This window comes from Amaricoccus sp. (assembly GCF_017995835.1).
In the GTDB taxonomy this organism is placed as follows: domain Bacteria; phylum Pseudomonadota; class Alphaproteobacteria; order Rhodobacterales; family Rhodobacteraceae; genus Amaricoccus.
In genome coordinates, this window is record NZ_JAGOID010000029.1 from 1 (window position 1) to 21,068 (window position 21,068).

Here is a 21,068-nt window from a genome sequence, read left to right on the forward strand (position 1 = left end):
CCTCGTAGCATTGCAGACGGATCAGCTTGCGGCCCAGCGCGGCGGCGAGCGCCTTGGCGATCTCGGTCTTGCCGACGCCCGCCTCGCCTTCGAGGAACAGCGGCCGCCCGAGCCGCAGGCTCAGGAACACGACGGTGGCGAGCCCGCGGCCGGCCACGTAGCCCGCCCCGGCGAGCAGATCCCTCGTTTCGTCGATAGAGGCAGGCAATGGACGCATCGCAGTCTCCGGCGCTCGCGCCATAAGGCGCGCAACATCGCGAAAATCAACCCGTCTGGCGCATCCCGCGACCCTCGCCCGGTCGGCGGCGGCGTTTGCTTCGCGTCCGCCAGCCGCTATATCCGGCGGGAGCCAGGAACGAGGACCGCATGAGCATCCCTGACCTCGCCGCCGTCCCCGACGCGATCCCCGAGGCCGCGCTCGCGTGGGCGAGGGCGGGACGGGGCGCGGCGCTCGCCACCGTGATCGAGACATGGGGCTCGGCCCCGCGCCGAACCGGCTCGCAGCTCGCGATCTCCGGCAACGCCGAGATGGCAGGCTCTGTCTCCGGCGGCTGCGTCGAAGGCGCCGTCGTCGCCGAGGCGCTCGAGGCGCTGGCGGACGGCAGGCCGCGGACGCTCACCTACGGCGTCAGCGACGCGGACGCCTTCGCGGTCGGCCTCGCCTGCGGCGGCACGATCCGGGTTCTCGTGGAGCCGGTCGGCGTCGGCGAGGGGCCCTCCGAGGCGCTGCTCGCCGAACTCGTCGCCGCCCGCGCCGCCCGGCGGGCGGTCGTCTACGCCGTCGACCCCGCCAGCGGCGAGCGCCGCATCGTCGCCGGACCGGGCGATCCGCTCTGGCCCGAGGCCGCGGCCGCGCTCACCGCCGACCGGGCGGGCTTCGCCGGCGCGTGGTTCCTCGGCGTGCACAACCCGCCCTTGCGCATGGCCATCGTCGGCGCCGTTCACATCACCCAGGCGCTGGCGCCGATGGCGCGGCTCGCCGGCTACGATGTGGCGGTGATCGACCCGCGCGCGGCCTTCGGCTCGCCCGCGCGCTTCCCCGGGATGCGGCTCCTCGACGGGTGGCCCGACGAGGCCCTGGCGGAGATCGGGCTCGACGCCCGCACCGCCGTGGTGACGCTCACCCACGACCCCAAGCTCGACGACCCGGCCATCGCCGCGGCCCTGCGGGCGCCGGTGTTCTACCTCGGCTGCCTCGGCTCGACGCGGACGCACGCCAAACGCGCCGCGCGGCTCGCCGAGGCCGGGTTCACGCCGGAGGACGTCGCGCGCATCCATGCCCCCGTCGGCCTCGACATCGGCGCGAGCACGCCCTCCGAGATCGCCGTCGCGATCCTCGCCCAGGCGACCGAGCGGCTGCGGCGCCCGGAAACCCGGCCCTGACATGCGCTTCGGCCCCGTTCCCCTCGCCGAGGCCGGGGGCGCCATCCTCGCCCATTCGCTGACCGCCGGCGCCACACGGCTCAAGAAGGGCCGCCGGCTCGGGCCGGCGGAGATCGCGGCGCTGGCCGAGGCCGGCGTGGCCGAGGTCATCGTGGCCCGGATCGAGCCGGGCGACCTCGGCGAGGACGAGGCGGCCGCCGCCGTCGCCCGCGCGCTCGCGCCCGATCCGCAGGCGCAGGGCGTGACGGTCTCCGCGCCGTTCACCGGGCGGGTGAACCTCTTTGCCCGCGCGGCAGGAGTGTTGCGCATCGACGCCGCCGCGGTCGACCGGCTGAATGCGGTGGACCCGGCGATCACGCTCGCCACGCTGCCCGACTGGTCCCGCGTCGAGGCCCGGCAGATGGTCGCGACGGTCAAGATCATTCCCTATGCCGTTCCCGCCGCCGCCGTCGCCGCCGCGGCGGCGGCCGCAGGCCCTATGCGGATCGCCGCGTTCCGGGGTGGGCGGGCCAGCCTGATCCTGACCCGCACCCCCGGCATGAAGGAAAGCCTCATCGCCAAGGGCGGCGAGGCGGTGGCGGCGCGGCTGCGCGCCCTCGGCATCGACCTCGCCCCTCCGGTGGTCGTCGCGCACGAGACGGCCGCGGTGGCGACGGCGCTGGCCGCGGCGCCGGCGGGGATGGCGCTGATCCTCGGCGGCTCGGCGACCTCGGACGCGGCGGACGTCTGCCCCGCCGCGGTGGTCGCGGCGGGCGGGCGGCTGATCCGCTTCGGGATGCCGGTCGATCCGGGCAACCTGCTCTTCATCGGCGAGCAGGCCGGAAGGGTGGTGCTCGGCCTGCCCGGCTGCGCCCGGTCGCCCGCGCTCAACGGCGCCGACTGGGTTCTGGAGCGCCTCGCCGCCGGTCTCCCGGTCGGGGACGCCGAGATCGCGGCGATGGGGGTGGGCGGCCTCCTCAAGGAAATCCCCGCCCGGCCGCAGCCGCGCGCCGGGCGCCCCGCCCCCGGGCCGACCGGACGACCGCGCATCGCGGCGATCGTGCTCGCGGGCGGGGCGTCGCGGCGCATGCGCGGGTCCGACAAGCTGCTCGAGCCCGTCGCCGACGGCCGGCCCGTGCTGCGCGCCGCCGCCGAGGCGGCGCTGGCGAGCCAGGCCGACGCCGCGGTGGTCGTGCTGCCGCCGGACGCGGACGCTCGGCGCGCCGCGCTCTCCGGCCTCGGGATTGCAATCGTCGAGGCCGCCGACGCGGCGGAGGGCATGGCCGCCTCGCTCCGCGCCGGCCTGCGCGCCGTGGTGGACGGCGCGGACGCGGTCGTGGTTCTTCTCGCCGACATGCCGGAGGTCGCCGCGGGCGACGTGGACCGGCTGATCGCGGCCTTCGACCCCGCCGAAGGCCGCGAGATCTGCCGCGCCACGACGGCCGACGGCCGGCCCGGCCATCCCGTCCTGTTCGGCCGCCGCTTCTTCGAGACGCTCGCCGGCCTGACCGGCGATCGCGGGGCCCGCGAGGTGCTGCGCGACGCGGCCGAGTTCGTCGTCGACGTGCCCACCGGCGGCCGCGCCGCCGCCATCGACCTCGACACCCCCGAGGACTGGGCCGTCTGGCGCGCCGGATCGGTGGCTTGACGCCGCCACGAGCCGACGGCCCGAGCGGCGGGCTCGCGCCGAAGCCTTTCCGAACCCCTCGTACCGGCGAGTCTGCCAGGCCACCCGGCGCAACACAGGCTAACACGCGTGATAGATAGGGTAACTACCTGAATACACACGATAAAAGTGTTAAGGGTCAAAAGGCCTGCGAGTCGTTTCGTGAGCCCGCCGGTGGAAAGTGGCAAGCCTGGTTCCAGCCCGATTCCAGCCGCGGTCCAGCCAAAAAAAGCCCAGCCGGTTTAGCCGCTTGGCCCGCCTTGGCCGGGCAAACGGGCTTTCGATCGTCCTTGCCCCGGCCGCGGGGCCGAGGGCCGCAAAAGCGCGCGGGCCGTTCGGCCCGCCGCCGCCGTCAGGAGAAGAACTGCGCGCCGTTGGCGCTGATGGTCGAGCCGGAGATGAACCCGGCGTCGTCGGAGGCGAGGAACACCACGCACCGCGCGATTTCCGAAGGCTCGCCGAGGCGGCCGACCGGAATCTGCGGGATGATGCGCTCGTTCAGCACCTTCTCGTCGATGGCGCGGACCATCTCGGTGCCGATATAGCCCGGCGCCACCACGTTCACGGTGATGCCCGCCTTGGCGCCTTCCTGGGCCAGCGCCCGAGTGAAGCCGATGTCGCCGGCCTTGGCGGCCGAGTAGTTCGCCTGCCCCGCCTGACCCTTCTGGCCGTTGACCGACGAGATGTTGATGACGCGCCCGAACTTGCGGTCGCGCATGCCGCCCCAGACCGGATGGGTCATGTTGAACACGCCCGACAGGTTGGTGTCGATGACTTCCTTCCACTGCTGGGGGGTCATCTTGTGGAACATGGAATCCCGGGTGATGCCGGCGTTGTTCACGAGGATCTCGACCGGGCCGAGATCGGCCTCGACCTGCTTGATGCCCGCGGCGCAGGCGTCATAGTCGGCCACCGACCACTTGTAGGTCTTGATCCCGGTCTCGGCGGTGAACTTCTTCGCCGCGTCGTCGTTGCCGGCGTAGTTGGCGGCGACGGTGTAGCCCGCCTCCTTCAGCGCGATCGAGATCGCCGCGCCGATGCCGCGCGATCCGCCCGTGACAAGCGCCACACGTCCCATGGTAGTCTCCCCCTTCGTTCAACGTTGAGTAGGTCGAAGCCGCCCGTTCGGGGCCGGCTTTTGGAGGCCGGGGCACGGAGACCGCGCGCCGGCCGCGGGCTGGACGCGCGCCGCCCCGAGGGGAGGCTGACACGCGCCATGAGTCCGGGTCAGGGCCGCTCCACGCAGAGCGCGACGCCCATGCCGCCGCCGATGCAGAGCGTCGCGAGGCCCTTCTTCGCGTCGCGCCGCTTCATCTCGTAGAGAAGCGTGTTGAGCACCCGCGCGCCCGAAGCGCCGATCGGGTGACCGATGGCGATGGCGCCGCCGTTGACGTTCACGATCGCCGGATCCCAGCCCATGTCCTTGTTGACCGCGAGCGCCTGCGCCGCGAAGGCCTCGTTCGCCTCGATGAGGTCGAGATCCTCGACCTTCCAGCCGGCCTTGGCCAGCGCCTTGCGCGAGGCGTAGATCGGGCCGACGCCCATGACCTTCGGGTCGAGGCCGGCGGTCGCGTAGGCGGCGATCCGGGCCAGCGGCTCGATCCCGCGCTTTTCTGCGTTCTCGGCGGTCATGAGCACCGCCACCGCCGCGCCGTCGTTGAGGCCGGAGGCGTTGCCGGCGGTGACCGTGCCTTCCCTGGAGAAGGCGGGCTTCAGCTTCTGCATCAGCTCGAGCGTGGCGCCGTGGCGGATGTACTCGTCCTTGTCGACGACCACCTCGCCCTTGCGGCCCTTCACCGTGACGGCGGCGATCTCCTCGTCGAACCTGCCGGCCTTCTGCGCGGCTTCGGCCTTGTTCTGGCTGGCGACGGCGAACTCGTCCTGCATCTCGCGGGTGATCTGCCACTCCTTGGCGACGTTCTCCGCGGTCGTGCCCATGTGGTAGTCGTTGAAGGCGTCCCAGAGCCCGTCCTTGATCATGGTGTCGACGAGCTTCATGTCGCCCATCTTCTGACCGCCGCGCATGTGCTGACCGTGCTGCGACAGCGACATGCTCTCCTGGCCGCCGGCCACCACCACCTCGGCGTCGCCGAGCATGATGTGCTGGGCGCCGAGCGCCACCGCGCGCAGGCCCGAGCCGCAGACCTGGTTGAGGCCCCAGGCCGCGCTTTCCTGCGGCAGGCCGGCGTTTATGTGCGCCTGCCGGGCGGGGTTCTGGCCCTGGCCTGCGGTCAGTACCTGACCGAGGATCGTCTCGGAGACGTCGGCCGCCGGCACTCCGGCGCGCTCGAGCGCCGCCTTGATCGCCACGACGCCGAGCTCGTGCGCGGGAACCGACGCGAAGGAACCGTTGAAGCTGCCCACGGGAGTCCGCGCGGCAGACGCGATCACGATATTGGTCATATTCCCCTCCTGAGCCGCAGGAAGCGCTTGTGAGTGTGGAGAATCGCTTCCCGGCGCACGTGTCGGCGCCTCTCGTGGCACAATCCTGCGCGCGGCTCAACCGCGATGCGGCACGGATGCATGGGCTAGAGCAGGCTGCCCTGCTCGGGGCCGGGCCCCGGCTCCGCCCGCCCGCGCCGCGGCGTGGGCCGCGCGTCAGGGCGCGCCGCGACCCGCCCGTCGGAGAGTTCGATATCGAGGGCCCGCGCGCTGCGGACCGCCTCGGCGCGGGTCAGCACCCGGCCCGCCTCGTCGCGGACGATGGCGAAGCCGCGCGCCAGCGTCGCCTCGGGCCCGAGCGTCAGGAGGAGCCGCGACCAGCCGTCGAGCACGCCCCGCGCCGCCTGCACGCGGGCGGGTCCGGCGCGGTCGAGCCCCCGGGCGAGCGCGTCGAGACCCGCCCTCGCCTCGCGCGTCGCGGTCGGGCCGGCCCGGTCGAGGCGGATGGCCCGCGCGGCGAGCCGTTCCTCCAGCCTACGTATCTCGCGCTCCTGCCGGCGCGGATCGAGCCCCCCGGCGATCCGGCTGAGCCGCTCGCGCTGGCGCGCCACGGCGCGGCCGAGGAGATCGGGCGTCAGTCGTGCGGCGACGCCCTGGGCAAGGCGCAGGTCGCCATGGCGGACGATCGCCTCCACGGCGCGCGGCAGCCGCGCGGCGAGCGCCGCCACGCCTTCGCGCCGGCGCTCCACGGCCCGCGCCAGCAACGCCGGGGTCAGCCGTCCCGCCGCGCCCTGGGCCAGTCGCAGCCGGCGGTCGCGGGCGAGCGCCGTCAGCGCGCGCGGCAGCCGCAGCGCGAGCCCGTCCAGCCGCTGAACGCGCTCGGCGAGGAGCGCCTCCGGCCGCGGCAGGCCGCGCGCGAGATCGCGCAGCCGCTGGCGGCGCGCGTCGAACCCGCGGGCGAGCGCGCCGCGCCGCCGCGTCTCGAGGCCGGCGAGCCCGGCGAGCAGGTCGAGCCGCACCGGCACGGCCATCTCCGCCGCCGCTGTCGGCGTCGGCGCCCTCCGGTCGGCGACAAGGTCGATCAGCGTGGTGTCGGTCTCGTGCCCCACCGCCGAGATCAGCGGGATGGCGCTCCCGGCCGCGGCGCGCACGACGATCTCCTCGTTGAACCCCCACAGATCCTCGATGGAGCCCCCGCCGCGCGCGACGATCAGCAGGTCTGGTCGCGCGACGGGGCCGCCCGGGCGGATGGCGTTGAAGCCGCGGATCGCCGCCGCGACCTCGGCCGCGCAGTTCGGGCCCTGCACCGTGACCGGCCAGACCAGCACCCGCCGCGGGAACCGCTCGCCCAGCCGGTGCAGGATGTCGCGGATCACCGCGCCGGACGGCGAGGTGACGACCCCGATCGTCTCCGGCAGGAACGGCAGCGGCCGCTTGCGCGCCGCGTCGAACAACCCTTCCGCTGCGAGCGCGGCCTTGCGCTTCTCCAGCATGGCGAGAAGCGCGCCCGCGCCGGCATGGGCGAGCGCCTCGATCACCATCTGGTATTTCGAGGCGCCGGGGAACGTGGTGAGCCGCCCGGTGGCGATCACCTCCATCCCCTCCTCCGGCTGGACGGCGAGCCCGCGGACGGAGGCGCGCCAGATCACCGCGCCGAGCGTGGCGCGCTCGTCCTTGAGGTCGAGATAGACATGCCCCGATCCCGGCCGCGACACCCGCCCGACCTCGCCGCGCACGCGGACATGCCCGAAGCCGCCCTCGATGGCGCGCTTCACCGCGCCCGAGATCTCGGAGACGGTGAACTCCGGGGCGTTGCCCCCGGGCGCCGGGTCGTCCGGCTCGAAGAGGTCCATGGGCCGGCCTCGCTTGCGGCGGGAAGGCCGCGACCTTAGAACGCCCGCGCGGCAAGGCCAAGCGCGGGAGGGCGCATGAACATCCTCATCCTCGGCGGCGGCGGCCGCGAGCACGCGCTGGCCTGGGCCTTCGCGCAGAACCCGAAGTGCGACCGGCTCTGGTGCGCGCCCGGCAACGCCGGCATCGCCGAGGTGGCCGACTGCGTGGCGCTCGACATCCTTGACGGCCGCAAGGTGCTCGACTTCGCCCGCGAGAACGGCGTCGACTTCGTGATGATCGGCCCCGAGGCCCCGCTGGCCGAGGGGGTGGCCGACGTGCTGCGCGCCGGGGGGCTCCTCGTCTTCGGTCCCGGACGCGAGGCGGCACGGCTCGAAGCGTCCAAGGCCTTCACCAAGGAGATCGCGAGCGCCTGCGGCGCGCCGACCGCGGCGAGCCAGACCTTCACCGACGAGACCGCCGCGCGCGCCTGGGTCGCCCAGCAGGGCGCGCCGATCGTGGTCAAGGCCGACGGCCTCGCCGCCGGCAAGGGCGTCACCGTGGCGATGACCGAGGCCGAGGCCCAGGCCGCCCTCGACGGCATCTTCGCCGAAGGTCCGGGCGCGCGGGTGGTGATCGAGGAATTCATGACCGGCGAGGAAGCGAGCCTCTTCGTGCTCGCCCACGGGACCGAGTTCCTCGTCGTCGGCACCGCGCAGGACCACAAGCGCGCCCTTGACGGCGACGAGGGACCGAACACCGGCGGAATGGGGGCTTATTCTCCTGCGCCGGTGATGACGCCGGAGGTGACCGAGCGGGCGCTGGCCGAGATCGTCCGGCCGACGCTCGTCGAGATGGCGCGGCGCGGCACGCCGTTCCAGGGCGTGCTCTTCGCCGGACTGATGATCGAGGACGGCCGGCCCCGGCTCGTCGAATACAATGTCCGCTTCGGCGACCCCGAGATCCAGGCGATCGCCATGCGGCTCGGCGCGCAACTTCTCGACGCCATTCTCGCCTGCGCCGAGGGACGCCTCGGGGCGGCGCGGATCAACTGGGCCGCCGACCACGCCATGAGCGTGGTCATCGCCGCCCGCGGCTATCCCGGCAGCTACGTGCGCGGCGAGCCGATCGGACTGCCGGCGCTCGATGACCCGCGGGCGCGGATCTTCCACGCCGGCACCAAGATCGAGGGCGGAGAACTCGTCTCGAACGGCGGGCGGGTGCTGAACGCCGCCGCCCGCGGCGCCACCCTCGCCGAGGCGCGCGCGCTTGCCTATGCCGTCGCCGCGGCGGTAGACTGGCCGGGCGGCTACTTTCGCCGGGACATCGGCTGGCGCGCGCTCTGACGTACGCCGCGGAGGACGCGGGAGGCTGCGGCCGGCCTGTCGGCGAACCGTCCGGGGCCGAAGTTGCCGGGAGCCGCGCGCGGGACCGACGAGCCCTTCCCCGCACGCAATCTCCGCGCGGACTTCCGGGAGGCTCTTGGCGGCACGCCGGCCTCAGGCGGAGGGACAACGATGGACGCGGAGTTCTGGCGGCGCAAGTGGGAATCGGGCTCGATCGGCTTCCACCGGGCCGATCCCAACCCGATGCTCGTGCGCCATTTCGCGGCGCTCGGACTGGCGCCGGGGGCGCGCGTGTTCCTGCCCCTGTGCGGCAAGACCCGCGACGTCGGCTGGCTTCTCGCCCGCGACTGCGCGGTGGCGGGCGCCGAGTTGAGCGCGCTGGCGGTGGCCGAACTCTTCGAAGAGCTCGGGCTGGCGCCGCGCGTGACGCGGGAAGGACCGCTCGAACGATGGGAGGCGGAGCGCCTTGTCGTCCATGTCGGGGACATCTTCGACCTCGGTCGCGCCGCGCTCGGGGCGGTGGATGCAACCTGGGACCGGGCGGCGCTCGTCGCCCTGCCGGAGCCGACGCGGCGGCGCTACGCCGCCCACCTCGTCGCCGCCACGGCGGCGGCGCCCCAGCTTCTCGCGAGCTACGAGTACGACCCGGACGCGCGAACCGGGCCGCCCTTCCCGGTTCCCGAAGCCGAGATCCGGGCGCTCTACGCGGGCGCCTACCGCGTCGTCAGCCTGGAGCGGCGGCTGGCCGACGACGCCATCGGCGCCGCAGGGGTGACGGAATCGGTCTGGCTGATGACGCCGCGGGGCGCTCCGGTCACGTCCAGGTGAAACGCAGCTTCTCGAGGACTGCGCCGGCGACGTGCTCGCGGGCGCGGCCGGTCTCGCGGCCGCCGAGGGCGCGATAGAAGTCGAGGCCGACGAGGTTGCCGGCAAGGCACCACACCGTCAGCGGGACGGCGCCGCGGCTGTCGAGTTCGGCACGGGCCGCGGCGAACAGGCGCGACCCGAAGCCGTTCCCGTGGCATTCGGGGCGGACGTAGAGTTCCTGTATCTCGCCGCCCGGCCCGGACCGGCAGCGCCCAAAAAGCGCATAGCCGACGATGTCCCCGCCGAAGACGGCGACCAGCGCCCGCGCCCGCCCGTCATGGAGCCGCCGCCACCAGCCGGGACCGCGCCGCCCGATCATGCGGGTGAGCCCCGGTTCGGGGATGACGCCGGCATAGGCATAGCGCCAGGCGCCGGCATGGACGACGGCGAGCCCCTCCGCGTCCGCCGCCGTCGACCAGCGCGTCGTCAGGGTGAAGCTGTCGGACCCGGGCTCCATGACCTGAACCTACGGCCGCGCCCACGCCGCCACAAGCCGCCCGCGCCGAGAGAATTAACCGCGTCCGCCATCCTTGCGGGGTCCCGGCCGGGCGCTATCATTCCCGCCCACCATCCCGCGGAGGAACGCAATGGAAGAAACCGCTGTGCAGGGGACCAACATCCTGGTCTCGTTCATCATCTGGCTGATCGTCGGCGGCGTCGCCGGTTGGCTCGCCGGCAACATCGTGCGGGGCGGCGGCATGGGCCTGATGGGCAACATCGTCCTCGGCATCCTCGGCGCCATCGTCGCGGGCTGGCTGTTCCCGCTGCTCGGCTTCGGTTTCGGCGGAGGCATCCTCGGCGCGATCCTGTCGGCCATGGTCGGCGCGATCATCGTGCTGCTGGTGATCGGCCTGATCAAGCGGGCCTGACCGAACCGCCCGGGCGCCCGGGCCTACACCGCGTAGCGCTCGGCGTCGCGCAGCAGCCGCGTCTCGAAGGCGTGGCTGATATGTTCGCGGATCGCGGCATCCGCGGCCCCGCCGTCGCGATCGCCGATGGCGCGGACGATCGCCTCGTGCTCGTCGACGGACTGCGGACCCCGGCCCGGAGCGGCGAGCGAGGTGTGCGCCATGAGCGCCATGGCGCGATGCACCATGTCGAGCTGCTGGATCAGGTAGCGGTTGTGCGAGGCGAGGTGGATCTGGCGGTGGAACCGCTTGTTGGTCCGCGCCAGCGCATCGGGGCGGTCGACCAGTTCGCGGTCCTTGCGAACCATCTCCCACAGCACCCGCACCTCCTCCGGCGCGGCGTGCTGGGCGGCGAGGCGGGCGGCGAGGCCCTCGAGCTCGGCCCGCACCACGTAGAGTTCGCCGAGCTGGTCGTGGTCGAGCGAGGACACGACGAGGCTGCGCCCGTCGCGCGACAGCACCCCTTGCGTCTCCAGCCGTTGCAACGCCTCGCGGATCGGCGTGCGCGAGACGCCGAAGCGTTCCGCCAGTTCGCTCTCCACCAGCCGGTCGCCCGGGCGGAACTCACCCTGGTCGATCGCCTCGAGCAACAGCTCGTGCGCGTCCTTCGGGCCTGTCCCGGTAGCCATGTCCTGCGGGTTCCTGCTGTGTCCGCCCGGATTCTAGTGCGGCCGCGCGGAAGAATCCACGCCGGTTGCCGCGGCGCGCGCGACGGAGTAGATCGGCCGTCATGCCCCGCGCCCATTTCGTCGCCGTCGAGACTTGGGTCTTCGACCTCGACAACACGCTCTACTCGCCCCGGTTCCGCCTGTTCGACCAGATCGAGCGGCGCATGACGGCGTTCGTCTCCGAGACGCTGGGCGTCGATACGGAACGCGCGAGCGAACTTCGCGCGGCGTATTGGCGCGAGTACGGCACGACGCTCGCGGGCCTCATGGCCGAGCACGGCGTCGCGCCCGGACCGTATCTGGCCGCGGTGCACGACATCGACCTGAGCGGCATGGCCCCCGCCCCGGACCTCGCCACGGCGATCGCACGGCTGCCGGGGCGAAAGGTCGTCTTCACCAACGGTTCGCGCGAGCACGCCCGCCGGGTGACCGCGGCGCTCGGGATTTCCGGCGCCTTCGACGCCCTCTACGGCGTGGAGGACGCGGGTTATCTGCCGAAGCCGCGCGAGGCGGCCTATGCGCGAGTGTTCGGCGCCGAGGGGCTCGACCCCCGACGGGCCGCGATGTTCGAGGACGACCCCCGCAACCTCGAGGCGCCGCATCGCCTCGGAATGCGGACGGTTCTGGTCGGCGCCGTCACCGGCGAGGCGCCGGCGCATGTCCACCACCGCACGGACGATCTCGCGGGGTTCCTCGCGCGGCTGTTCTGACGCCCGGACGGCCTCAGGCGGAAACCTGCGCCCGGCCGGGCGCGCCGGCGCGGCGCGGGCGCCATTCGCTGACGAGCACGGCGGCGACGATGAGCGCGCCGCCGATGAGCGCGAGGGCGGGCAGGCGGTCGCCGGCGAGACGGCCCACGACGCCGCCCCACACCGGCTCGCCGGCGTAGATCACCGTCGCCCGGGTGGGCGAAACGGTGCGCTGCGCCCAGTTGATGGTGAGCTGGATCACCGCGCTGGCGAGGCCGAGCGCGACCGCCGCCGCGAGCCACCAGCCCGAGGCCGGCAGCGTCTCGCCGGCGGCCGGCGAAAGGAGGAAGGCGAGCCCGCTCGCGGTGAGAAGTTGGACGACGGTGATGCGCCGGACGTCCACCGTTCCGGCGAAACGGCCGATCAGGATGATCTCGGCGGCGATGGCGACGGCGCCGAGGAGCGTTGCCGCCTCGCCGACGCCGAACTCGCCCCCGCCCGCCTGCGGGCCCGCGACGAGTACCAGCCCGACAGTGGCGAGCGCCACGCCGGCCCAGGCCATCGGATGGGGCGGCCGACGCAGCACGAGAACCTGAAGGAGCGGGACCAGCGGCACGTAGACCGCGGTGATGAAGGCGGAACGACTGCTTGAGATCGTCTGCAGACCGACCGTCTGGAGCGAGAAGCCGAGGAAGATGCAGAGCCCGATCGCCCCTCCGGCCGCGACCTCGCGCAGCGTCAGGCCGCGCATGGCCCGCCAGAACAGCAGCAACGTCGCAAGCCCCGCCGCCGCGAAGCGCAACCCGACGAAGGCGAACGGCGCGCCGCCCTCGCGCATGGCGATCTGCACGACGAGGAAGGTCGCCCCCCAGACCATGGTGATGGCGACGAGCGCGGCCTCCGGGCGGGAGAGCGCGAACGGGTTGCGGCGGGCGGCGGCGGCGTGCAACATAGTGCGCAGGTCCATATGGGAAATATAATGCACGAGCAAGCCCCCCGTGGCGACGTCCTTGCCCATGTCGGGCGCAACCTGCGGCGGTTGCGGCAGGCCTCGGGCCTCAGCCAGCAGGCGCTGGCCGAAGCCTCGGGGATCAGCCGGCGGATGATCGTGGGGCTCGAGGGCGGCGAGACCAATGTCAGCCTGTCGAGCCTCGACCGGCTGGCCGCGGCGCTCGGGGCCAGCTTCGTCGAGATGGTGAGCGATCCTGAGGCGACGCGCGAGCGCATCGGGGCGCTCGCCTGGCGGGGACGGGGCGCCGAGAGCGAGGCGACGCTGGTCGGCAGCGTTCCGGCCCGGCGCGACGCACAGCTCTGGGCCTGGTCGCTCGCGCCCGGCGAGCGCTACGACGCCGAGCCCGACCCGGAGGGTTGGCACGAGATCATCCATGTCTCCGAAGGCGTGCTGACCGTCGAGACCGAGTCGGGCCCGCTGACGGTCGGCCCGGGCGGCCACGCCCTCTACGGCAGCGCCCAAGCCTACGCCTACGTGAACCGGGGCGACGTGGTCGCGCGGTTCGTGCGGGTGGTGGTGGCCTGAGCCGGCCTCGTCGGCGCGCCGGGCGCGCGACCCCGGCGCGCGCCGGTCCTAGTCGGGGAAGCGCCGCAGCAGGGTGATCTCGATCCGGCGGTTGCGCGCGTCGTCCGCCGTGTCCGAGACCGGGCTGCGGTCCGCCTTGCCCGTCACCCGCGCAAGCCGCTCGTCGGTCACCCCCGCCCCGACCAGCCGCGCGCGGGCGAACTGCGCCCGGTCGGAGGACAGCGTCCAGGGATCGGGCCGGCCGGCGCCGACGTCCGGCCCCGCCAGGTGGCCAGCGATCGCCACGGCATTGCCGGTCCGCTTCAGCACCCGCCCGATCATGTCGAGAAGCCGCTCCAGGATCGGGTTCGGCGTGGCGGCGTCGGTGGCGAAGAGCGGCGAGCCGGGAATGTCGAAGACGTCGATGATCAGCCCCTCGTCGGTGATCCGGGTGCGGATGTGCGCAAGCAGCGGATCGGCTTCCACCGCGTCGCCGCTCGCGCCCTGCAACTCGTTGGCGAGGTCGTCGAGCGCCGCGTCGCCCGCCTCCGCTTCGGCCGGCAGGCCCTCGCGCAGGCCCGGCTCGCTCTCGCGGCCGGTCTCGTCGCGCGCCAGGATGTCCTGGCTGAACATCGTCGCGCCGGCGAAGGGCCCGTCGCCGCCGCCCCGGCTCGAATGGATCGGGATCGTCGGGCTGAAATAGTCCGCGAGCCCCAGCCGCGTCTGGTCGTCGGTCACCGAAAGGAGCCACATCAGCAGGAAGAACGCCATCATCGCGGTCACGAAGTCGGCGTAGGCCACCTTCCAGGCCCCGCCGTGGTGGCCGCCCTCGACCACCTTCGGTCGCTTGATGATGATGACGCTCTTCTGGTTCCGGCTCATCGCGAAGTCCCCCGACCCGACGCTCTTCTAGGGCCGCAAGTCTTGAACCCGGGTTACCCGGCCGCGAGACGGCGCAGGCTTTTGTCAACGATTGACGGGGTTTCGTTCACCCTCCGGCAACCATTGCCCCGGATCCTCGCCGCGCCGTCCGCCGCTGGAGATCCGGATGTCCGCCGCCGCCGTCCTGTCCAAGAAGCTGCGTCAGGGCCGGGCGGCGCGCTCGCCCCTGCCCGACACCGACGTCGTCGCCGAGACGCTGGCCCGGGCCGTCGAGGATCGCCTGCGCCCCCTCGTCAAGACGACGCTCTCGGCCGAGGTCGCGCCGCCGCGCGTGACGCGGCTTGCGGATGCGACCGCGGCGGTGTCCACGCCCGGGCTCATCGGGATCGTCGAGGTCGAGGACGCCGACATTCCGGCGCTGATCGCGATCCATGCCGACCTCGCCTGGCACCTGACCGACCTGACGCTCGGCGGCGACCCGCTCGCGGCGCCCACGCCCGCGCCGCGCGGGCTCAGCGCCATCGACATGGCGCTCGGGCGTCTGCACCTCGAGGCGACGCTCTCGGCCTTCGGCGCGGCGATCGGCGCGGCGCTCGGCCGGCCGTTGCCGAAGGAGATGCGCATCCGCGACCAGCGCCAGCAGGTGTCCCAGCTCCGGCTCGCGCCCGACTACATCGACGTGCTGGTCATCCGCCTGACGTTGACCCTCGCGGAGGCGGGGCGGCCCGGCGCCTGCGACCTCATCCTGCCGCTCTCGACCCTCGACGTCATCCGCGCCTCGATCGAGGCGCGCGCCAGCCAGGTGGCGCGCGAGCGGCCGAACGACCTGTGGCGGACCCTGATGCGCCGCGCCGCCGCCGCCGCGCCCGTGCCCGTCGACGCCGTCCTCCACCGCCACAGCCTCAGCCTCGCCGCGCTCCAGGGCCTGAAGGTCGGCCAGACGATCGAGATCCCGCGCCAGGCTGCCGAGACGATCGCGCTTACCATCGCGCAGCCCGGCGGGCGCGCAGCACTCGTCGCGTCGGGCCGGCTCGGCGCCTTCCAGGGCCGCAAGGTCGTCAAGCTCGAAACCCCGCTCGACCCGCGCCTCGTCCAGCACGTCGCGCGCGCGCTGCGCCCCGCGCCCGCCCCCGCCGACACGGCCGAACCCGCGCCTGCCCCCGCCGCCGAGCCGGAATGACCGCTCAGCTCATCGCCTGAAACTCGACGCGGCGGTTTTCGGCGGCGAAGGGATCCTTCGCGTTGAGGGGATAATCCTTGCCGACGCCGACCGCCTGAAGCCGCTCCGGGACGACGCCGCAATCGTCCACGAAGAAGCGCTCCACCGCCTCCGCCCGCAACACGGACAGCTGCTGGTTGTAGCGCGCGCCGCCCGTTGCGTCGGTATGGCCGATGATGCGGAACACATTCACGCCCACCTCGTCCATCGCCTTGCAGAGCTGGCGCAGGGCCGGCTTCTGGTCGTCCGCCAGCACCGCGGAATCGAAGCCGAAGGTGACGCGCACGAAAACCTGCTCGTCCTCGGGCAGAGACACGTGCTGCGTCGACGCCAGCGTCAACGACGATCCATCCGCCGGCGCGAGGGTGGCCCCCCCCGCCGTGTCCGTCCCGGCGACCGTCGCCCCTGCGGCAGGCGCCGGCCGGTTGGTCAACACGAGCCCCCGCGAAGCGCCTAGCTCGCGAAAGGTGTCCATCTGGCTTTCGAAACGTTGCCGCAGTTCCTGATCGGTCCAGTCCTGCGCGGTGACCGGCAGCGGGACCGCCAGAACGGAGACGACAAGCGCGGCGATGCGGAATTGCGCCATGACCGGGCTCCATGAAATGCTGTATCGCCCTGCCCGATAATATTCTAGACTGGCCCCCAGCGCAATCGCCCGGCGCTCCCGATGGCGCCGCCGGCTCCATTCCGAGGTGCGCATCCGATGTGGCAAGCCCGGCGATGGCCGACCCGGTGACCCGCATTCCCACGGCGCGTGCGGCGCTGCGTGCGGTGGGCGCCGGTTTCACCCATGCCGGGCGGCGGCGCAGCACGAACGAGGACGCGATCCTGACCGATCCGGCCGGCGCGCTCTGGGCCGTGGCCGACGGGCTCGGCGGACTCGGACACGGCGACGTCGCAGCCGACATCGTCATCGACGCGCTCGCCGGGCTGCCGCACGGGACCGACCCGTCCGAACTCGAGGCCGCGCTCCGCTCCGCCAACGCCGCCATCCGCCGCCGCGCCCGCGACGACGGTCTCGGCGAGATGGCCGCCACGGTCGTCGTGGCGCAGATCGACGGCGAGCGCGCAATCCTTGCCTGGGCGGGCGACAGCCGCGGCTATCTCGTCCGTGGCGGTCACGCCGAACGGGTGACGCGCGACCATTCCGTCGTGCAGGAGCTGATCGATCGCGGCGCCCTCTCGGAGGCGGACGCCGAGACCCACCCCCAGGCCCATGTCGTCACCCGCGCGGTCGGCGCCGGCGACCGCCTCGACCCGGACCTGCGCGAGATCGCGCTCTGCGCCGGCGACGTGCTGCTGCTCTGCTCCGACGGCCTGACCCGTTGCGTCGCCGACAGCGAGCTCGCGGCCACCCTTGCCCGCCGGGAGCCGCCCGAGTCGCTCGCCCGGACGCTGATGATCGCGGCGCTGGATCGCGGCGCGCCCGACAACGTCTCGGTCATCGTCGTCCGCATCGAGGCGGCAGGATGAGGGGCGCGAGCCTCGCCTCCGCCGCCGTGCTGGGCGCGAGCCTCGTGCTCGCCGCGGCGACCTTCGCGCTCGTCACCGAGCTTCTGCGCAACGCCGGCGCGACGGGGCCGGAGGCGGAGATCGCCCGGCTCGACCGCGAGATCGCCGCGCAGGCCGACGCGCTGGCCGGGCTTCGCCGCGAGACGCGCAGGCTCGCCGACGCGCAGGAGGCGCTGCGGGCCGCACAGCCGGCGCCCGCCGCGTCGACGACGCCCCCCGAGGCCGCGCCGCCCGCCGCCGACGTCTACGAAGGCGAAGGCGCGCCGCCCGCGACCGAGGAACTCGTCCAGCAGATGCAGCTCGCCGCGGCCCGGTTCAACCGCGGCATCGAGCGCCCGCGCCCGGAGACGCTGCGCGCCCTCGTCGGCGAGCCGAGGACGAGCTACGGCCAGGACTGCCAGCCGGTGACCAACCCGCGCATGGTCGACCGGCTGGAGACCCGCGAGATCGCCGGCTTCCGCGTGACCATGCTGCGCCCGGCCCTCGACTCGCTTGCGACCGTCATGAAGCGCCTCGATACCGAGGAGCCCGAGATCTACCGGGCGATCGGCACCGCGGGCGGCCTTTGCGCGCGCTTCGTCCGCGGCTCCGACCGCGTGGTCTCCTCCCATGCCTGGGGCCTCGCGATCGACCTGACCCTGACCGGCGATCTGGACCGCATGGGCGACGACAGCACCCAGTTCGGGCTCGTCGTCCTCGCCGAGTTCTTCAACGACGCCGGCTGGTACTGGGGCGCCGGCTACGGTCGCGAGGATTCGATGCATTTCGAGGTCGGCGAGGCGATGCTGCGGCAATGGGTCGCCGACGGCGAGCTGTGACGCATGGCGAGGCGTCCCGAGCCCGGCACCGTCGTTCGCCCGCCCCCCGTCGCGGCCGCGACCTGGGCCGGCCTCGCCCGGCCGGTCGTCGCTTGCGCCGACCACCTTGCCCGCGCGACGTCGCCGGACGCCCCACGTCTCGCCGCGGAGGCCTGGCGCACGCTCGGCGACTTCGCCGCCGCGGCCGCCGCCGCCGGGCTGCCGGCGCCGCAAACCACCGCCGCCCGGTCGGCGCTGGCGCTGCTCCTCGACGCCCGCGCGCGCGGCAACCCGGCGCTCGACGCGCGCGCCTGGACGCGCGGCTTCGCCCAGGCCATGCGCGGCGCCGACGCGGCGGAACTGCGCGCCGCCGCCTCGACCGCCGACCGCGATCTCGCCCGGTTCCTCGGCCACTGCCTCGACGCCGCCGCGGCGGTCCGCCCGCCTTCGCGGCCGCGCCGCGGGCTCGGCGCCGCGGCGCTGGCGCTCGCCTTCGTCGTCGCCCTCGCCGGCTGGGCGGGCTGGCTCGAATGGCGCTACGCGAGCCGCCTCTCCGCAACGATGTTCTCCGCCGACGGGGCGAGCCTCGACACGCTCGCCGCCACCGCGGCGCGCATCGAGGCCGAGGCGGGGGCCTCGCCTCTCGGCGTCGTCGCCCGGATCCCCTGGCTCGACCCCGGCGCCCGGGCGCGGCGCGTCTATGCGGCGGCGGCCGACGCGCGCATTCCGGGTCCGCTCGCTGCCGCGATCGACGGCGCGCTCGCCGCCGAAGGCGACCCCGCCGCGCTCTACGACAGCCTGCGCGCCCGCGCGATCCTGTCGGGCGAGGCCGAGTGGCGTCCCGACTGGCTCGCCGGCTGGATCGCCGACCGCGCCGCCGATTTCCCCGGCCTCGCGCCGCTCGCGCCCCATGCGGCGGCGCTGAGCGGACCGCCGGCGGATCTCGCGGCCACCGACCCGGCGACCCTCGCCGAGGCCCGCCGTTTCGCCGCGGAAGGCGACCCCGCCGACCGGGCCTTCGTCGAACTGCGCCGCGACCCCGGCGCGGCGGCGCTGCCGGTCTGGTCGGCCGCCGACGCCGCCCCCGTGCTCGCCGACATCCTCGTGAGGCGCTCCGGCCGCCCGCTCGCGGCAGGCGTGCCCGGCCTCTACACCGCGGCCGGCTGGCGCTACGCCCGCGATGGCGGCGCGGCGGCGGCGGCCAATCGCGCCGCCGTCGAAGCCGACCGCCTGGTCGGAAAGCCGGAGGCCGCCGTGCCGGAGGCGGTGCTCTCGCGGCTTCAGGGCGCCACCCTCGCCGCCTTCCACGCCTATCTCGCCGACCTTCGCGTCCGACCCTTCGCCGACCAGCCGGGCGCGCTCCTCGTCAGCGGCAGCCTCGCCATGCGCCCCTCTCCGCTCGAAGCGCTGGTCCGCGCCGTCTGGCGCGAGGTCGGCGGCGGCGACCGCAGCCGCGACTACGCCGATCAGATCCGCGTCGCCGCCGCCTTCTCGCCCGCCATCCGGTTCGTGGAAGCGGGCGGCATGGGCGAGATCTCGCGCATCTTCGCCAGCCTCAACGTCGCGGTCGCGACGCTCGACGCTGACGCGGAACTCGGGGCCGAGGCGCTGATGGGCGTGCAGGAGCGCGCCGCCGGCGTCATCGCCCTGAACCAGGCCCCCCCGGTCGTCGCCCAGATCGTCGTGGACACGCTGGCGCAGACCGCCGCCTCGAACGAGGGGCTCCTCCGCAGCAGGGTCGCGCTGCGCTGGGAGGCGCAGGCCGCCGACGCCTGCCGCGACGCGATCGACGGACGCTATCCGTTCGGGACGGGTCCGGACGCAGATCCCGCGGCGGTTGCGGCGGTCCTGGGGCCCGGCGGGCTCGTCGACGGCTTCTTCGCCCGCGAACTTGCGCCGCTCGTCGACGCCGCCGGCTCGCCGTGGCGCTGGAAAGCCGAGGCGCGCCTGACCGGCCTTTCGCCGGAGAGCGCGGCCTTCTTCGAGCGCGCCGCCGCGATCCGCGCCCGGCTGCTGCCCGCCGGCGCGCCGCAGGCGACGCTCACCCTGACAGCCCTCGCCCAGAGCGGTCCGGCCTCGGTCACCCTCGGCGGCGCGACAGCGGCCCTCGACGCGCGCGACGACCGGCCCGTCGCGTTCGCATGGCCGGGCGCGATCCCGGCCCGCGGCTTCGCCCTCTCCTTCGGCGATAGCCCGGGGGACCGCCGCGACGCAGCCGGTCCCTGGGGCCTGCTGCACTTCCTGGACGGCCTGCGGTTGCGCCCGCGCGAGGACGGCCGCCGCTTCCTGGTCGACGCCCGCCTCGGCCAGTCGCGCGCCTATTTCGAGATCGGCTTCGACAGCCCGCTCAACCCCGTCGCCGCCCGCCCGCTGATGCGCGGCCTCGCCTGCCCGGCGCGTCTGTGACGCGTCGGCCGCGCCTGGGGGGCGTCGCCCGGCGAGACGGGCCCTTATACCGGCGAGTCTACCCGGCCACCCGGCGCAACACGGGCTATCACGCGTGATAGCAGGGTAACTACCTGAATGCACACGATAAAAGTGTTAAGGGCCCAAAAGGTCCGCGAGTCGTTTCATGAGCCCGCCGGTATCAGTCCTCGCCGATGATCTGGTTCATGGTCTTGGAGGGTTCCGCGCAGCCGGCCTCGCCGACGATGCGGGCGGGCACGCCGGCCACGGTCTTGCAGGGCGGCACCGGCTCCAGCACCACCGACCCGGCAGCGATGCGGCTGCAATGGCCGACCCGGATGTTGCCGAGCACATGGGCGCCCGCGCCGATCAGCACCCCGTCCTCGATCTTCGGATGGCGGTCGCCGTCCTCCTTGCCGGTGCCGCCGAGCGTCACCGAATGCAGCATTGAGACGTTGTCGCCCACGACCGCGGTCTCGCCGATGACGATCGAGTGGGCGTGGTCGATCATGATCCCCTGCCCCATCCGCGCGCCGGGATGGATGTCGACCCCGAAGGCCTCGGACGTGCGCATCTGGATGAAGCAGGCCAGGTCACGCCGCTCGTGGCCCCAGAGCCAGTGGCCGATGCGGTAGCATTGAAGAGCCTGGAACCCCTTGAAGAACAGGAGAGGCTGGAGGTAGCGGTGGCACGCCGGGTCGCGCTCGTACACGGCGAGGATGTCCGCGCGCGCCGCCACGCCGAGGGACGGGTCGGCGGCATAGGCCCCGTCGGCGATCTCGCGCAGGATGAGGTCGCTCATCTCGCTCGACGCAAGCTTCTGGGCGATGCGGAAGCTCAGCGCCCGCTCGAGGCTGTCGTGGTGGAGGATGCCGGCATGGACGAGGCTCGCCATCAGGGGTTCGTCACGGGCGACGTCGTGCGCCTCGTCGCGGATGGTCTGCCAGATCGGGTCCAGTCGGGCGACCTGCGGCTTGACCTGGGCCATGGTGCATTCCTCTCCGTCGTAGGGGCCGGA

General features: G+C 73.8%; 21 protein-coding genes. 11 read left to right on the forward strand and 10 right to left on the reverse strand.

Annotated features, from left to right (window positions below):
* The coding region (locus KBA23_RS06730; RefSeq protein ID WP_290738377.1) for an AAA family ATPase at positions 1–217 on the reverse strand (217 nt) is incomplete at its 3' end.
* Positions 218–366: 149 nt separating this feature from the next.
* Here KBA23_RS06730 and KBA23_RS06735 point away from each other — a divergent pair.
* Together KBA23_RS06735 and KBA23_RS16820 are read left to right on the forward strand one after the other, a co-directional pair.
* Positions 367–1,383, forward strand: a complete 1,017-nt coding sequence (locus KBA23_RS06735; RefSeq protein WP_290738380.1) for an XdhC family protein — start codon at positions 367–369, stop codon at positions 1,381–1,383.
* Position 1,384: 1 nt separating this feature from the next.
* Positions 1,385–3,010 (forward strand): molybdopterin-binding/glycosyltransferase family 2 protein, encoded by a 1,626-nt coding sequence (locus KBA23_RS16820; protein ID WP_366935296.1) that lies wholly within the window; start codon positions 1,385–1,387, stop codon positions 3,008–3,010.
* A gap of 370 nt (positions 3,011–3,380) precedes the next feature.
* On the opposite strand, the gene phbB is transcribed toward KBA23_RS16820, so the two are convergent.
* The 3 genes from phbB to xseA form a co-directional block, all read right to left on the reverse strand.
* Positions 3,381–4,106: an acetoacetyl-CoA reductase gene (gene phbB, locus KBA23_RS06750; RefSeq protein WP_290738382.1), complete on the reverse strand. Its 726-nt coding sequence runs from the start codon at positions 4,104–4,106 to the stop codon at positions 3,381–3,383.
* Positions 4,107–4,255: 149 nt separating this feature from the next.
* Positions 4,256–5,431 carry an acetyl-CoA C-acetyltransferase gene (locus tag KBA23_RS06755; protein ID WP_290738386.1) on the reverse strand — a complete coding sequence of 392 codons (1,176 nt, stop codon included), beginning with the start codon at positions 5,429–5,431 and terminating at the stop codon, positions 4,256–4,258.
* A 125-nt stretch (positions 5,432–5,556) separates the two neighbouring features.
* Positions 5,557–7,263 (reverse strand): exodeoxyribonuclease VII large subunit, encoded by a 1,707-nt coding sequence (xseA, locus tag KBA23_RS06760; RefSeq protein WP_290738388.1) that lies wholly within the window; start codon positions 7,261–7,263, stop codon positions 5,557–5,559.
* A gap of 75 nt (positions 7,264–7,338) precedes the next feature.
* Here xseA and purD point away from each other — a divergent pair, with 75 nt between their 5' ends.
* Both purD and KBA23_RS06770 read left to right on the forward strand, forming a co-directional pair.
* Entirely contained in the window at positions 7,339–8,586 is a 1,248-nt protein-coding gene (purD, locus tag KBA23_RS06765; RefSeq protein WP_290738391.1) for a phosphoribosylamine--glycine ligase, read from the forward strand.
* Between the two features lie 171 nt (positions 8,587–8,757).
* Positions 8,758–9,414 (forward strand): thiopurine S-methyltransferase, encoded by a 657-nt coding sequence (locus KBA23_RS06770; RefSeq protein WP_290738394.1) that lies wholly within the window; start codon positions 8,758–8,760, stop codon positions 9,412–9,414.
* Here the strand turns inward: KBA23_RS06770 and KBA23_RS06775 are convergent.
* Positions 9,401–9,910 (reverse strand): GNAT family N-acetyltransferase, encoded by a 510-nt coding sequence (locus tag KBA23_RS06775; protein WP_290738397.1) that lies wholly within the window; start codon positions 9,908–9,910, stop codon positions 9,401–9,403. The two genes, KBA23_RS06770 and KBA23_RS06775, sit on opposite strands and share 14 nt — an antisense overlap.
* A gap of 130 nt (positions 9,911–10,040) precedes the next feature.
* Between KBA23_RS06775 and KBA23_RS06780 the strand changes: the two genes are divergently transcribed.
* Positions 10,041–10,322 carry a GlsB/YeaQ/YmgE family stress response membrane protein gene (locus tag KBA23_RS06780; RefSeq protein ID WP_290738400.1) on the forward strand — a complete coding sequence of 94 codons (282 nt, stop codon included), beginning with the start codon at positions 10,041–10,043 and terminating at the stop codon, positions 10,320–10,322.
* A 23-nt stretch (positions 10,323–10,345) separates the two neighbouring features.
* Here the strand turns inward: KBA23_RS06780 and KBA23_RS06785 are convergent, their stop codons facing one another.
* On the reverse strand, positions 10,346–10,990 hold the full coding sequence (locus KBA23_RS06785; protein ID WP_290738403.1) for a GntR family transcriptional regulator: 645 nt from the start codon (positions 10,988–10,990) through the stop codon (positions 10,346–10,348).
* A gap of 101 nt (positions 10,991–11,091) precedes the next feature.
* On the opposite strand from KBA23_RS06785, the gene KBA23_RS06790 reads away from it, so the two are divergent.
* Positions 11,092–11,739 carry a pyrimidine 5'-nucleotidase gene (locus KBA23_RS06790; protein ID WP_290738406.1) on the forward strand — a complete coding sequence of 216 codons (648 nt, stop codon included), beginning with the start codon at positions 11,092–11,094 and terminating at the stop codon, positions 11,737–11,739.
* Between the two features lie 13 nt (positions 11,740–11,752).
* On the opposite strand, the gene KBA23_RS06795 is transcribed toward KBA23_RS06790, so the two are convergent.
* On the reverse strand, positions 11,753–12,685 hold the full coding sequence (locus KBA23_RS06795) for a DMT family transporter (protein WP_290738409.1): 933 nt from the start codon (positions 12,683–12,685) through the stop codon (positions 11,753–11,755).
* Between the two features lie 12 nt (positions 12,686–12,697).
* On the opposite strand from KBA23_RS06795, the gene KBA23_RS06800 reads away from it, so the two are divergent.
* Entirely contained in the window at positions 12,698–13,255 is a 558-nt protein-coding gene (locus KBA23_RS06800; protein ID WP_290738412.1) for an XRE family transcriptional regulator, read from the forward strand.
* Positions 13,256–13,303: 48 nt separating this feature from the next.
* Here the strand turns inward: KBA23_RS06800 and KBA23_RS06805 are convergent, their stop codons facing one another.
* On the reverse strand, positions 13,304–14,116 hold the full coding sequence (locus tag KBA23_RS06805; protein WP_290738415.1) for a flagellar motor protein MotB: 813 nt from the start codon (positions 14,114–14,116) through the stop codon (positions 13,304–13,306).
* A 166-nt stretch (positions 14,117–14,282) separates the two neighbouring features.
* Here KBA23_RS06805 and KBA23_RS06810 point away from each other — a divergent pair, with 166 nt between their 5' ends.
* On the forward strand, positions 14,283–15,296 hold the full coding sequence (locus KBA23_RS06810; RefSeq protein WP_290738418.1) for a FliM/FliN family flagellar motor switch protein: 1,014 nt from the start codon (positions 14,283–14,285) through the stop codon (positions 15,294–15,296).
* Positions 15,297–15,300: 4 nt separating this feature from the next.
* On the opposite strand, the gene KBA23_RS06815 is transcribed toward KBA23_RS06810, so the two are convergent.
* Complete coding sequence (locus KBA23_RS06815) at positions 15,301–15,921, reverse strand: OmpA family protein (protein ID WP_290738421.1); 621 nt, start codon at positions 15,919–15,921, stop codon at positions 15,301–15,303.
* Positions 15,922–16,055: 134 nt separating this feature from the next.
* On the opposite strand from KBA23_RS06815, the gene KBA23_RS06820 reads away from it, so the two are divergent.
* The 3 genes from KBA23_RS06820 to KBA23_RS06830 are packed head-to-tail and all read left to right on the forward strand — an operon-like array spanning position 16,056 to position 20,050.
* Positions 16,056–16,808, forward strand: a complete 753-nt coding sequence (locus tag KBA23_RS06820) for a SpoIIE family protein phosphatase (protein ID WP_290738424.1) — start codon at positions 16,056–16,058, stop codon at positions 16,806–16,808.
* On the forward strand, positions 16,805–17,665 hold the full coding sequence (locus KBA23_RS06825; RefSeq protein WP_290738427.1) for a M15 family metallopeptidase: 861 nt from the start codon (positions 16,805–16,807) through the stop codon (positions 17,663–17,665). Before KBA23_RS06820 ends, KBA23_RS06825 begins: the two co-directional genes overlap by 4 nt.
* Before the next feature lie 3 nt (positions 17,666–17,668).
* The gene (locus KBA23_RS06830; RefSeq protein ID WP_290738430.1) at positions 17,669–20,050 is read left to right on the forward strand and encodes an ImcF-related family protein; all 2,382 of its coding nucleotides are present in this window, start codon (positions 17,669–17,671) and stop codon (positions 20,048–20,050) included.
* A 181-nt stretch (positions 20,051–20,231) separates the two neighbouring features.
* Here KBA23_RS06830 and cysE read toward each other — a convergent pair whose 3' ends face one another.
* Positions 20,232–21,038 (reverse strand): serine O-acetyltransferase, encoded by an 807-nt coding sequence (cysE, locus tag KBA23_RS06835; protein WP_290738433.1) that lies wholly within the window; start codon positions 21,036–21,038, stop codon positions 20,232–20,234.
* Between the last annotated feature and the right edge of the window lie 30 nt (positions 21,039–21,068).